The 13,128-nt window shown below is 68.6% G+C and carries 12 protein-coding genes and 1 pseudogene; 2 read left to right on the top strand and 11 right to left on the bottom strand.

Annotated elements, in window-relative coordinates; all coding sequences use genetic code 11:
• The first annotated feature begins 127 nt into the window (after window positions 1-127).
• Window positions 128-2,542, top strand: coding sequence for an AI-2E family transporter (locus ACFSCU_RS08660; RefSeq protein WP_377560436.1), 2,415 nt, complete (start codon window positions 128-130; stop codon window positions 2,540-2,542).
• Between the two features lie 63 nt (window positions 2,543-2,605).
• Here ACFSCU_RS08660 and ACFSCU_RS08655 read toward each other — a convergent pair whose 3' ends face one another.
• The 11 genes and pseudogenes from ACFSCU_RS08655 to ACFSCU_RS08605 form a co-directional block, all read right to left on the bottom strand.
• Entirely contained in the window at window positions 2,606-3,946 is a 1,341-nt protein-coding gene (locus ACFSCU_RS08655; protein ID WP_377560435.1) for a HAMP domain-containing sensor histidine kinase, read from the bottom strand.
• A complete protein-coding gene (locus ACFSCU_RS08650) occupies window positions 3,943-4,623 on the bottom strand; it encodes a response regulator transcription factor (protein WP_180549757.1) in 681 nt (226 codons plus the stop codon). Before ACFSCU_RS08650 ends, ACFSCU_RS08655 begins: the two co-directional genes overlap by 4 nt.
• A gap of 5 nt (window positions 4,624-4,628) precedes the next feature.
• On the bottom strand, window positions 4,629-4,937 hold the full coding sequence (locus tag ACFSCU_RS08645) for a hypothetical protein (RefSeq protein WP_257645628.1): 309 nt from the start codon (window positions 4,935-4,937) through the stop codon (window positions 4,629-4,631).
• Window positions 4,938-4,959: 22 nt separating this feature from the next.
• Entirely contained in the window at window positions 4,960-5,433 is a 474-nt protein-coding gene (locus ACFSCU_RS08640) for a Spy/CpxP family protein refolding chaperone (protein ID WP_180549758.1), read from the bottom strand.
• A gap of 93 nt (window positions 5,434-5,526) precedes the next feature.
• Complete coding sequence (locus ACFSCU_RS08635) at window positions 5,527-6,549, bottom strand: aldo/keto reductase (protein ID WP_180549759.1); 1,023 nt, start codon at window positions 6,547-6,549, stop codon at window positions 5,527-5,529.
• A gap of 132 nt (window positions 6,550-6,681) precedes the next feature.
• Entirely contained in the window at window positions 6,682-7,641 is a 960-nt protein-coding gene (locus ACFSCU_RS08630) for a Gfo/Idh/MocA family oxidoreductase (protein WP_377560434.1), read from the bottom strand.
• Between the two features lie 145 nt (window positions 7,642-7,786).
• Window positions 7,787-8,689 (bottom strand): class III extradiol dioxygenase subunit beta, encoded by a 903-nt coding sequence (locus ACFSCU_RS08625; RefSeq protein ID WP_308645909.1) that lies wholly within the window; start codon window positions 8,687-8,689, stop codon window positions 7,787-7,789.
• Between the two features lie 96 nt (window positions 8,690-8,785).
• A pseudogene (ligA, locus tag ACFSCU_RS08620) lies at window positions 8,786-9,154 on the bottom strand (protocatechuate 4,5-dioxygenase subunit alpha); the annotation flags it as partial.
• A gap of 15 nt (window positions 9,155-9,169) precedes the next feature.
• Entirely contained in the window at window positions 9,170-10,105 is a 936-nt protein-coding gene (locus ACFSCU_RS08615) for an amidohydrolase family protein (protein WP_377560432.1), read from the bottom strand.
• Between the two features lie 150 nt (window positions 10,106-10,255).
• Window positions 10,256-10,939 carry a 4-carboxy-4-hydroxy-2-oxoadipate aldolase/oxaloacetate decarboxylase gene (gene ligK / locus ACFSCU_RS08610; protein ID WP_180549761.1) on the bottom strand — a complete coding sequence of 228 codons (684 nt, stop codon included), beginning with the start codon at window positions 10,937-10,939 and terminating at the stop codon, window positions 10,256-10,258.
• 3 nt (window positions 10,940-10,942) lie between these two features.
• A complete protein-coding gene (locus ACFSCU_RS08605) occupies window positions 10,943-11,989 on the bottom strand; it encodes an amidohydrolase family protein (protein ID WP_180549762.1) in 1,047 nt (348 codons plus the stop codon).
• A gap of 137 nt (window positions 11,990-12,126) precedes the next feature.
• Here ACFSCU_RS08605 and ACFSCU_RS08600 point away from each other — a divergent pair, with 137 nt between their 5' ends.
• Entirely contained in the window at window positions 12,127-13,047 is a 921-nt protein-coding gene (locus tag ACFSCU_RS08600) for a LysR substrate-binding domain-containing protein (RefSeq protein ID WP_180549763.1), read from the top strand.
• Window positions 13,048-13,128: the final 81 nt, after the last annotated feature.

Below are 13,128 nucleotides of genomic sequence, written 5' to 3'. Positions count from 1 at the left end.
ACTCGTCCTACAGCCGCCTGCGCGGGGCGGCCCAACAATCGCGTCACGCCATGCAGTGCAGCCGTGCCGCAGCGCCCTCTCGCCAGGGCCGGAAAGTGCATCAGGGCTTCAGGGAGAACAGCGGCTCGTGACCACCCCCGCATCCACCACGCAGACGACGGACGTGCCGGCCGCGCCGGGGCCGGAGCGCGACCGCGCCACCCTCGACGTCGCCTCGCAGACGGCCGAGGCGCTGTCGCGCCAGCCGCTGGTCAACGGGCTGGTGAGCGGGGCCGTCATCGTCGCCGCGCTGTACTTCGGGCGCGATCTGCTGGTGCCGCTGGCGTTGTCGATCCTGGTCGGCTTCGTGCTCGATCCGCTGGTGTCGTGGTTGAAGCGCCGCGGCGTGCCGCGGGCGCTGGCGGTGTTCATCGTCATGGCCACCACGCTGGTACTGCTGGCCGGCACCGCCTTCTTCATCGTCGGGCAGCTGCGCCAGCTGGGCAACAACCTGCCGAGCTACGAGCAGACCATCAACCGCAAGCTGCGCAACTTCGGCGACATGATGCGCCAGCCCGGCCTGCTGGACCAGTATTCGCGCGTGGTCACCAAGGTCGAGCGCGAGATCGACCAGGCGCAGCGCCAGGCCGAGCCGCCCAAGCCCGCCGCCGAGCGGCCGCAGCGCGTGGAGATCGTCGGCCAGAGCGTGCGCCCGGCCGAGCGGGTGAAGCGCTGGGTCGACAGCTTTGCCACGCCGGTGGTGATGATCGGCATCGTCATCGTGTTCGTGTTCCTGATCCTGCTGGACAAGGGCGACCTGCGCGACCGCGCGCTGCGGCTATTGGGCAGCAACCTGCACCGCACCACCGACGCGCTGAACGAGGCGGCGCGCCGCGTGAGCAAGTACCTGGGCATGCAGCTGATCGTGAACGCCACCTACGGCATTCCGATGGCGCTGGGGCTGCTGCTGATCGGCGTGCCGGGCGCGCTGGTGTGGGGCCTGCTGGCGGCGATGCTGCGCTTCGTGCCCTACGTGGGGCCGATCATCGGCGCGGTGTTCCCGCTCACGCTGGCCTTCGCGGTTGACCCCGGCTGGGACATGGTGCTGTGGGCGCTGGCGCTGATCGTGACGCTGGAAGTCATCAGCAACAACGTCATCGAACCCTGGCTGTACGGCGCCACCACCGGCCTGTCCACGCTGTCGCTGATCCTGGCGGCGATGTTCTGGACCGCCATCTGGGGGCCGATCGGCCTGATCCTGTCGACGCCGATCACCGTGGTGCTGCTGGTGCTGGGCCACCACCTGCCGCAACTGCAGTTCCTGGAGGTGCTGCTGGGCAGCGAACGCGCGCTGGACGAGCCCACGCGCCTGCACCAGCGCCTGCTGGCGGGCGACGTGGAGGAAGCCGTCGACCTGGCGATCCAGCACGCCGACGCCGAATCGCCCCGGCACTTCTACGACGAGGTCGGCCTGGGCGCGCTGCGCCTGGCCACCAGCGCGCACGGCACGGTGGCCACGGCCGAGCACCGGCACCGCGTGATCTCGGGCATGGACCAAGTGATCGACGAACTGCGCGACCAGCACCCCCCGCCGCCCGAGCTGCCGGTGCGCGTGGCCTGCCTAGGCGGGCGCTGGGCGGTGGACGCGCTGGCCGCCGACATGGCCGCGCACACGCTGGCGCTGGAAGGCATCGGCAGCCGCGCGGTGCAGGTCAGCGTGATGTCGGCCGACTACTTCGCCCAGCTCGACCTGCAGGATGCCGAGGTGCTGGTGCTGTGCTACCTCACGCACGACCCGACCACGCTGGCCAAGTACTTCGTGCGCCGCCTGCGCCGCCGCTGGCCCGACGTGCAGGTGATCCTGGCGGCCCTGAACTACCTGCCCGACCACCCGGAGGCCGACATCGCCACGCTGGTGGGCGCCGACGCGCTGGTCACCTCGTTCGACGAGCTGGTGGCGCAGGCACAGAGCCGGCTCGTCAACACCGCCGACGACGCGCCCTACACCCCGGCACCGCTGCCGGGCAACGAAGCCGAGCGCCTGCAGGCGCTGCGCGATAGCGGCGTGCTGGCACCGGCGCTGCGCGGGCGGCTCGACGCCATCGCCAAGCGCGCGGCCGACACCTTCGACTGCGCCATGGCGCAGGTGTCGCTGGTCGACGAGCAATGGCAGCTCACCCACGGCGACGCCAGCGCCGCCGGCCGGCCCGATGACGGCGCGCCGGAGCAAGGCACGCCGCGTGCGCTGTCGCTGTGCGGCCATGTGGTGGCCGACGGCGAGCCGCTGGTGGTGCCCGACGTGGCGCGCGACCCGCGCTTTGCCGCCAACCCGGTGCTGAAGGAGCGCGGCATCCGCTTCTACGCCGGCGCGCCGCTGCGCACGCGCGAGGGGCAGGTGCTGGGCACGCTGTGCCTGCTCGACACGCAACCGCGCACCCTGTCGCCGCGCGACGTGATGCTGCTGCAGAACATGGCCGACGACGTGATGCGCGCCGTGCGGCAGCAGCAGAAGCAGCGCGATGGCGGCGTGGCGGACGAGGGGCCGGCGCTGGCGCTGCCGTGACGGGCGCCGGGAGCGGTTTCAAACATTTTCAGGCTGAAAGCGCCATTTGACGGGCGCCAACAGCTATTGATTTGATTGCAAGTCAGAATGCGCCGGCAGCACCACCTGCGCCAGCAGCCCCGGCTCGGCGTTGCGCAGCAGCAGCCGCCCGCCATGCGCCTGCGCCACCATGCGCGCCAGGTACAGCCCCAGCCCCACGCCGCCGGTGCCGCGCTGGCGCGCGCCGTCGGGGCGGTAGAACGGCTCGGCCAGCTGCGCCAGCTGCTCGGGCGGCACGCCGGGGCCGTGGTCGCGCAGCTCGATCAGCACGCCCTCGGCGCTGCGGCGCAGGTGCAGCTCGGGCGGCGGCGCACCGGCCGGTGTGTGGCGCAGCGCGTTGTCGAGCAGGTTGCGCAGCAGCAGGCGCAGGCGGCCGGCATCCAGCGACAGCGGCGCGGCCAGCGCGGCATCGGCCTGCAGGCGCACGCTGGCAGCCAGCGGGTTGGCCACGGCCAGTTCGTCGATCAGCGCGCGCGCCAGCGCCGGCAGGTCGGTCGGCGTGCGCTGCAGCGCGGCGTGCGGGCTGGCCAGGCGCTCGCTTTCCAGCAGATCGGCGATCAGCTCGCGCATCTGCCCCAGGTCGCGCAGCAGGGCATCGCGCGTGGGCTGGGTGGCAGCGTCCTCGGGCAGCAGCTCGGCGTTCAGGCGCGCGCGCGTGAGGGGGCTGCGCAGCTCGTGGCTCATGGCCAGCAGCAGCGTGCGCTTGGCGTCCAGCATCTGGCGGATGTCGCCGGCCATGTGGTTCACGGTCTGGGCCAGTTCGCTCAGTTCGTCGGGGTGCCGTGCGTGCTGCACCGGAATCGGCGGCTCGAACTGCCCGGCACCGAAGCGGCGCGGGCCCTCGCCAATGGCGCGGATGGGTCGCAGCATGCGGTGCACCAGCGCGTAGGCCGCCGCCGTCAGCGCCAGCAGCAGGGCCAGCGTAATCCAGACGAAGCGTTGCGCGCCCTGCGCCGGCCGCGCGCTCAACGACAGCTCGATGCGGTGGCCGTCGGCGGTCTGGCGAAGCACCGCGGCGCGGTCGGGCCGATCCTCGCGCGCCCACGGCGGGCCGCGCTGCGGCCGCGCGCCCGAGGCCCAGTTCACCTGCGGCCCGCTGATGTGCACCACCACCGGCAGGTGCGCCGCGATGGCCTGCGCGCGCTCGACGCTCGGTGGCGAGCCGATCTCGGCCACCAGCCGGTCGGCATAGTCGCCGATCAACGGATCGACCGCGCCCCGCCAGCCGCTGGAAAACGCCTTCCCGATGCCGCCCAGGAACACGGCGCTCATGGCCACCGCCAGCAGCAGAAACAGCAGCACCAGCCGCACGCGCAGGGAATGGCGAGCGCGGCGCCACCAGGATGGCCGCACGGCCTCGCTCATGGCAACTCACGCGGCAGGGCCAGCGTGTAGCCGGCATTGCGCAGCGTCTTGATGGCGTCCAGCGGCTCCAGCTTCTTGCGCAGGCGGCTGACCACGATGTCCACGGCGCGCGTGTACAGCTCGGCCTCGTGCCCGCGCAGCGCGGCCAGGATGTCGTCGCGGCTGAACACCTTGCCCGGCGCGCGCGCCAGCAGGTGCAGCAGATCGAACTCGGTGCTGGTCAGCTCGACCGGCTCGCCGCCGCGCTGCACGCTGCGCGTGACCGGGTCAAGCGTCAGGCCATCGAAGCGCAGCGGCGCGTCGGGCGTTGGTGCGGCCACGCGCCGGCGCAGGATGGTCTGCACGCGCGCCACCAGCTCGCGCGGCTCGAACGGCTTGGGCAGGTAGTCGTCGGCGCCCAGTTCCAGCCCCACCACGCGGTCCATCACCTCGCCGCGCGCGGTGAGCATCAGGATCGGCAGGTCGCTGTCCTTGCGGATGGTGCGGCACAGCGCGAAGCCGTCCATCTCGGGCAGCATGACGTCGAGGATGGCGGCGTCGAAGCCGCCGGCCCGCAACCGCGCCAGCCCGTCGCTGGGCGTCAGCGCCTGCGCCAGCCGCAGGCCGAAGCGCTCGAAATACTGCGCCAGCGGCGGGCCCAGGTGTTCGTCGTCGTCGATCAGCAGGACGTTGACCATGCCGATCATTGTGGCGCGTGCGCCAGGCGCCCATGGCGCGCCACCAGGCTGCGCAGGTGCGCCTGCGACGCGCCATCCAGGTGATCGAACAGATCCGCGGCAGCGAGGAGATCACCGCTCAGGTGCGCACGCTGCTGCGCATCGGCCTGGGCGATCAGGCGCAAGGCATGGGCGCGATCGAAGCGCACGCACCAGAGCAGCGAGAGCAACTCATCGTGCGGCTCGGCCTGACGTGCCAACAGGGCCGACCCGCGGGCACGGGCCAGGTCCACCAGGGTCCGCCGGGCCGCCAATGCGTTCGCGTCTGCGCGCATGGTGCTGGCGCCCTTGGACGCCTCAACCACCACGCCGCCAGCCGCGGCGCTTCTGCATGAAGTCACGCACCTGCTGCTGCTGCGCGGGGTTCAGGCTGTCGTAGAAGTCGCCCATGGCCGCGATCACCTCGGGGCTGCCGGTGCGCACGGCGTCGGTCTTCTGCTGCACCAGGGCCTGCGCCTTGGCGCGGTCGAAGGTGGCGCCGGCCACCAGCGACTGCACCTCGGCGCGCGGGTCAGTGCTGCCGCGCACAGCAAGGCGCTGGGCGTGCAGCTTGTCGGACAGCACGGTGAGCTTGGCCTTCTGCTCGGCGTTTAGGTCCAGCTTGCCCGCCACGCGTTCGACCATGCGGCCGCGCCATTCGGCCGATTGCTCGGGCGTGGCGTCGGCGCGCCAGCCGCCGTGGTGCATGCGGTGGCCGCAGGCGGTGAGGCTGCCCAGCACGATGCCGGCGCTGGCCAGGGCGAAGAGACTGCGTTTGATCCAGGTTTTCATGACGGTGCCTTTCAATGAGGCGTGTTGAACATGACCGTCATGGTGCCGCGCGGGCGGCGCCGCGTCTTCTCGGCGCGGTATCGCTGTGTTTCGTTATTTTTCAGCGAAGTCTTCGGTGTCGACTTCACGCCGCGCCTGCTCGGCATAGCGATGGCCGCTGACGGTGGCGGGGTTGATGAGGGCGTCAAGCTCGGCCAGCACGTCTGCAGAAAGGCGCACGTCGGCCGCGCCCAGGTTCTCATGCAGGTGCTCGACCGTGCGCGTGCCAGGGATGGGCAGGATGTCGTCGCCCTGTTGCAGCAGCCAGGCCAGCGCCAGTTGCGCCGGGGTGCAACCGGCATCGGCGGCCAGGCGGCGGTAGTCGGCCAGCAGCGGCAGGTTGCGCGCGAAATGCTCGGGCGCAAAGCGCGGCATGGGGCGGCGGATGTCCTTCTCGGGCAGCGCCTGGACAGCGGCCACATCGGGCAGCGCGCCCGCCAGAAAGCCACGGCCGACCGGGCTGAAGGCGACGAAGCTCACGCCCAGGTCGCGGCAGGCTTGCAGCACGGCAATCTCGGGGTTGCGCGTCCACAGCGAATACTCGGTCTGCAACGCGGCGATGGGGTGCACGGCGTGCGCGCGGCGCAGCGTGTCGGCCGAGACTTCCGACAGGCCGATGGCGCGGATCTTGCCCGCGCGCACCAGCTCGGCCAGCGCGCCCACGCTGTCCTCGATGGGCACGGCCTTGTCCCAGCGGTGCAGGTAGTACAGGTCGATGACGTCGGTCTTCAGCCGCCGCAGCGAGCCTTCGCAGGTGGCGCGGATGGTCTCGGGCCGGCCGTCGATGACGCGGCCGGGCTTGACCGTGCCGTCGCCCGTCTCGTGCGTGAGGCCGCACTTGCTGGCCAGCGTGAAGCGGCTGCGGTGCGGCGCCAGCACCTGGCCGACGATGGACTCGCTGGCGCCGAAGCCGTACAGCGCGGCGGTGTCGAAGTGCGTCACGCCGGCATCGAGCGCGGCCAGCAGCAGCGCCTCGGCCTGCTCGGGCGGCGGCGCCACGCCGTAGGCGTGGCAGATGTTCATGCAGCCCAGGCCGATGGGGCTGACGGTGAAGGGGCCGAGGGCGCGTGGGGGCATGGCTGGGGCTTGTGGGAGTGCGTTCGCGGCTTCCGCCGCTCCTACAATGGGAGCTGCTTGCGCCTGTCAATCAATGATTTCATGCATAAAACAATCTGAAATCCTTATGTATCAGGCGCAGGCAGCTATTAATCAAGAAGCGTTCAGCTGTTGCTCCAGATCGTGCAGGACCTGGTAGCAGGGCAGCACCTGCGCCACGCTGGCGTTGGGCTCGCGGCCTTCGCGGATGGCGGCGAAGAACTCGCGGTCCTGCAGCTCGATGCCGTTCATGCTGACATCGACCTTCGACACATCGATCTTCTCCTCCTTGCCGGTGAACAAATCGTCGTAGCGCGCGATGTAGGTCGCCGTGTCGCCGATGTAGCGGAAGAAGGTGCCCAGCGGGCCGTCGTTGTTGAAGCTCAGGGACAGCGTGCAGATGGCGCCGTTGGCCGCCTTGAGCTGGATGCTCATGTCCATGGCGATGCCCAGATCGGGGTGGATCGGGCCCTGGATGGCGTTGGCCTGCACGATGGGGCTGCCGGCCTGGTAGGCGAACAGGTCCACCGTGTGGGCGGCGTGGTGCCACAGCAGGTGGTCCGTCCAGCTGCGCGGCTGGCCGGCGGCGTTGATGTTGCTGCGGCGGAAGAAGTAGGTCTGCACATCCATCTGCTGGATGTTGAATTCGCCGGCCTTGATCTTCTTGTGCACGTACTGGTGGCTGGGGTTGAAGCGGCGCGTGTGGCCGCACATGGCCACCAGGCCGGTCTTCTTCTGCACTTCGGCCACGCGCTGGCCATCGGCCAGGTTGTCGCACAGCGGAATCTCGACCTGCACGTGCTTGCCGGCCTGCAGGCACTGGATGGACTGCTCGGCGTGCATCTGCGTGGGCGTGCACAGGATGACGGCATCGACCTCGGGCAGCGCCAGGCTTTCGGCCAGGTCGGTCGCCACGTGCGGGATGCCGTACTTGTCGGCCACTTCCTGCGTCGGCTCCCTGCGGCGGCCGATGAGGGACACGACCTCGACGCCGTCGATGTTCTTAATGCCGTCCAGGTGCTTGATGCCGAAGGCGCCGGCACCGGCCAGCGCGACTTTGATGGGTTGGGTCATGGTGATTCCTGTGTGTGTAGAAACGCTGCCGAAACAGCCGGACGCAGAGGACGCGGAGGTTCCGCAGAGGACGCAGAAGATACCGAAGGCTCAGAACACAGTTTGAATTTTCTGCGTCCTCTGCGTATGGACGGCGTTAAAAGCCTCAGACTTGGTTCTCCAGAATAAGGTGCCCCACGGCCGTGTTCGACGCCGGCACATGGAAGAAGCGGTGCGCCACCTTCGGCGCCTGGCCGCTGCCGGCCACGTCGCTCATCGCGCCGCGGGCGATCAGCCACATCACCAGCTCGATGCCTTCGCTGCCCGCCTCGCGCACGTAGTCGATGTGCGGCATGGTGGACAGATCGGCCGGGTCGGCGATCAGGCGGTCGAGGAAGCGGTTGTCCCATTCGGCGTTGATCAGGCCGGCGCGCGGGCCCTGCAGCTGGTGGCTCATGCCGCCCGTGCCCCAGATCTGCACCTTCAGCGGCTCGTCGTAGCTCTCGATGGCGCGGCGGATGGCCTGGCCCAGCGCAAAGCAGCGCTTGCCCGACGGCACGGGGTACTGCACCACGTTGACGTGGAACGGGATCACCTTGCAGGGCCATTCAGCCGGGCTGCCGAACATCAGGTTCATCGGCACCGTCAGGCCGTGATCCACCTTCAGGTCGTTGACGATGGTGAGGTCGAAGTCCTGCTGGATCACCGACTGCGCGATGTGCGAGGCCAGCTTGGGATGGCCCTTGACCACCGGCACGGGGCGCGGGCCGTAGCCTTCGTCGGCCGGCTCGAACTCGGCCGCGGTGCCGATGGCAAAGGTCGGGATCACGCCCAGGTCGAAGTTGGTGGCATGGTCGTTGTAGACGAGGAAGATCACGTCGGGCGTGTTCTCCTTCATCCACTGCTTGCTGAACTCGAAGCCCTTGAACATGGGTACCCAGTACGGCTCCTCGGTCTTGCCGTGGTCGATGGCGGCGCCGATGGCCGGCACGTGCGAGCTGTAGACCGACGCGGTGATACGGGCGTTGCCGTTTGCTCCTGTTCTAGGAGCTTCCTGCGCCTGCTGCACGGCGTCTGCGAGCTCTTTCTGTGCTTTTTCTTCCCACGCCTGCCAGGCATCGGAGCGGGCCATGGGGCCCTGCGCATTGCCACCCTCGCCCACCACGCGGTTGCCCTCGGGCGTGCGGCCGCCGGCTACCATCATGTCGCGGTACTGCTGCTCGGTCATGCCGGTCATGCTGCCGGCCATCTGCTGAAAGCTCAGGCCATCGGTGGCGCCCAGCTTGCTCAAGAAATAGATGTTGCCGCCGGTGCGCATCATCCAGTTCAGGTCGCGCGCACGCACGGCCGCACGCTGCTCGTCGGTCATGGGCCATTCGGCCAGGTAGGCATCCTCGTCAGCCTTGAAGCGTTTGCGGTTTTCGTCCTTCATAAGGCTCATGCAGAACTGGTTGAGCCAGTAGCCCTTGCGGCTCTGGTCGGCATCGAAGATGGTCGTGCCGGGGACGTCGAGATAGGGTTTGTCGAGTGCCATGGTGTGTCTCCTCGTTTACTTCACTTCTTCAGGCCAATACAGGCGCATGGGATTGTCGACCAGCAGCTTGCGCTGCAGTTCGGCCGTGGGCGCGATGTGGGGGATGAAATCGACCAGCAGCCCATCGTCGGGCATGTGGTCCTTCAGGTTGGGGTGCGGCCAGTCGGTGCCCCACAGCACGCGGTCGGGGAAGGTTTCGACGATGCGGCGCGCGAAGGGCACGACGTCGCGGTAGGCGGCCTGCTCGCCATCCAACGCCTTGGGGCCGCTGACCGACAGGCGCTCGGGGCAGCTCACCTTGCTCCACACGTTGGGGTGCTCGCGCATGAACCTCACGAACAGCTCGAACTCGGGGCCATCCACCGGCTGGGTCACGTCGGGGCGGCCCATGTGGTCGACCACCACCGTGGTCGGCAGGCTGGTGAAGAAGTCCCAGAGCTCGGGCAGATCGACCGCCTCGAAGTAGATGACCACGTGCCAGCCCAGTTTGGCGATGCGGCCGGCGATTTCCATCAGTTCGTCGCGCGGGGTGAAGTCGACCAGGCGCTTGACGAAGTTGAAGCGCACGCCGCGCACGCCGGCATCGTGCAGGCGCTGCAGCTCTTCGTCGCTGATGTCGCGCCGCACGGTGGCCACGCCGCGCGCCTTGCCGTTGCTGGCGATGCAGGCATCGACCATGGCGCGGTTGTCGGCGCCGTGGCAGGTGGCCTGCACGATGACGTTGCGCGCGAAGCCCAGGTGGTCGCGCAGCGCGAACAGCTGCGCCTTGCTGGCATCACAGGGCGTGTACTTGCGCTCGGGCGCGTAGGGAAATTCGGCGCCGGGGCCGAACACGTGGCAGTGCGCGTCGACGCTGCCAGGCGGCAGCGCAAAGCGCGGCTTGCTCGGGCCTTCGTACCAGTCGAGCCAGCCCTTGGTTTTCTCGAAATCGCCGGTGGTGGGTTTGGTCATGGTGGGCTTGGAAATCCTGAATACCGGACGCAGAGGATTCGCAGAGAACGCAAGAAAGAAAACCTTTTATTTTGGTTGTTTCTTTTGCGTCCTCTGCGCAATCTCTGCGTCCTCTGCGTCCGGCTGTTTGGCTGTTTGGCTGTTCTAGCGTCAGTCGATGTAGCGCAGCCCCGCCTTGGCCAGCGGCTCGCGCATCTTGTACATGTCGACGCCGAGCACGCCGCTGGCGAGCTGCTCGCGCTTGGCGCCTTCGTTGGCTTCGCGTGCGGCGGCGGCTTCCAGCGTCTTGGCCGCCATGGCGCGCGGCACGCAGACCACGCCGTCGTCGTCCGCCACGATCACGTCACCCGGGTTGACCACCATGCCGGCGCACACCACGGGGATGTTGACGCTGCCCAGCGTGGCCTTGATCGTGCCCTTGGACGAGATCGCCTTGCTCCAGACCGGGAAGCTCATTTCCTTCAGCGTCTTCACGTCGCGCACGCCGGCGTCGATGACCAGCGCCCGCGCGCCACGCGCCTGGAAACTGGTAGCCAGCAGGTCGCCGAAGTAGCCGTCGGTGCACTCTGCGGTGATGGCGGCGACCACGATGTCGCCCGGCTGAATCTGCTCGGCCACCACGTGCATCATCCAGTTGTCGCCGGGGTGCAGCAGCACGGTGACGGCCGTGCCGCTGACCTGCGCGCCGGGGTAGATGGGCCGCATGTAGGGCTTGAGCAAGCCGACGCGGCCCATGGCCTCGTGCACGGTGGCGCTGCCGTATTGGGCCAGCGCGTCGGCCGTGGCCGCATCGGTGCGAGTGATATGGCGGTAGACGACGCCGAGTTCGTACATGGCTTATTTCCCCTTCTTCTTGAGTGCTGCGTCGAGCCGCGGAAACACGCGCCGCGCGTTGCCTTCGTAGACCTTGTAGCGCTGCTCATCCGTCAGATTGTCGGTGGCCTGCACGTAGCGCTTGGTGTCGTCGTAGTAGTGGCCGGTCTCGGGGTCGATGCCGCGCACGGCGCCGATCATCTCGCTGGCGAACAGGATGTTGTCGACGGGGATCACCTTGGTCAGCAGGTCGATGCCCGGCTGGTGGTACACGCAGGTGTCGAAGAAGATGTTGTTCAGCAGATGGTCCTGCAGCAGCGGCTTCTTCATCTCCTGCGCCAGGCCGCGAAAGCGCCCCCAGTGGTAGGGCACCGCGCCGCCGCCGTGCGGGATGATGAACTTCAGGCTGGGGAAATCCTTGAACAGATCACCCTGCAGGCACTGCATGAAGGCCGTGGTGTCGGCGTTCAGGTAATGCGCGCCGGTGGTGTGGAAGCACGCATTGCACGAGGTGCTGACGTGCACCATGGCCGGGATGTCGTACTCGACCATCTTCTCGTAGATGGGGTACCAGTGGCGGTCGGTCAGCGGCGGGCTGGTCCAGTGGCCGCCGGAGGGGTCCGGGTTCAGGTTGATGCCGACGAAGCCGTAGTCCTTGACGCACTTTTCCAGTTCGGGGATGCAGGTGGCCGGATCGACACCCGGCGACTGCGGCAGCATGGCGGCGCCGATGAAGTGGTCGGGGAACAGCTGGCTGACGCGGTAGCACAGCTCGTTGCAGATCGCCGCCCAGGTGCTGCTCACGGCGAAGTCGCCGATGTGGTGCGCCATGAAGCTGGCGCGCGGGCTGAAGATGGTCAGATCGCTGCCGCGCTCCTTCATCAGCTTGAGCTGGTTGGTCTCGATCGACTCGCGCAGTTCGTCGTCGGAAATCTTCAGATCGCTGACCTTGGGCTTGGCTGCGGGGTCGGCGATGCCGGCAATCTGCTGGTTGCGCCAGTGCTCCAGCGCCTTGGGGGCGGTGGTGTAGTGGCCGTGGCAGTCGATGATGAGCGGATTGGCTTGGCTCATGGGCTCCTCGGATGCTTCTGGTGGGGGATGAGCCATTGTGCGATGCCGACCTTCCCAGCGCTACCGGTAGGCGGCACTATCAGATATGCCAATAGGGCATCGCTGATTTAAAGTTATGCTCAAATTTAAATATCGCCATGGACCTGCGCCAACTTGAATACTTCGTGCGCGTGGCCGAACTGGGCGGCTTCACCCGCGCCGCGATTGCGCTGGGCGTGGCCCAGCCGGCCCTGAGCCGCCAGGTGCGCCTGCTGGAGGTGGAACTGCGCCAGACCCTGCTGGCGCGCAACGGCCGCGGCGCCGTCCCCACCGAGGCCGGCCAGGTGCTGCTGGAGCATGCGCGCGGCATCCTGCACCAGGTAGACCGTGCGCGTGAGGAACTGGCCCGCCTGCGCGGCGGCCTGGCGGGGCGCGTCACGCTGGGGCTGCCGCCGTCCGTGGCACGTGCGCTGGCCGTGCCGCTGCTGCAGGGCTTTCGTCAGCAACTGCCGGATGCGCGCCTGTCGATCACCGAGGCGCTGTCAACCGGCATGCAGGAGCAGGTGGCCAGCGGCCGCCTCGACATCGCCGTGCTCTACAACGCGCAGCCCGTGCCGGGCCTCGAAATCGCCCCGCTGGCCAGCGACGCGCTGCTGCTGGTGCGCCGCGCCGAAGAAGCGGGGCACGCCGCCCCAGACGCGGAGATGACGCTGCCCGAAGTCGCCCGCCTGCCGCTGGTCATCCCCACCCGGCCCAACGCCATCCGCATGCACATCGAAGCGGAAATGGCGCGGGCGGGTTGCCGCCCCGAGGTGGCGCTGGAGATCGACGGCGTGGCCGCCATCCTGGACCTGGTGCAGGATGGCGCCGGCTGCGCCATCCTGTCGCGCCACGCCCTGGCCGGCGCCGCGCAAGCTGCCGCCTTCCAGGCCTGCCCCATCGTCACCGCCACCGGGGCACGGCTGCGCATCCCGCTCTACACCGCCGTCAGCAGCCTGCGCCCCACCACCGGCACGCAGCAGGCCGTGCTGGCTTTGGTGCGCGCCCTGGCCCATGAACGCCTGGACGCGCCATGTTGATATTGTTTTTATAGCTACTCGCGCTTTCCTGGTGGGCGCAAAAGCCATTTTTCATTCATTTTTTCCTGCCAGAAACCGCAC

The organism is Ottowia beijingensis (assembly GCF_042680925.1).
GTDB classification, from domain to species: domain Bacteria; phylum Pseudomonadota; class Gammaproteobacteria; order Burkholderiales; family Burkholderiaceae_C; genus Ottowia; species Ottowia beijingensis.
This window is presented reverse-complemented; position numbering and strand designations above follow the sequence as displayed.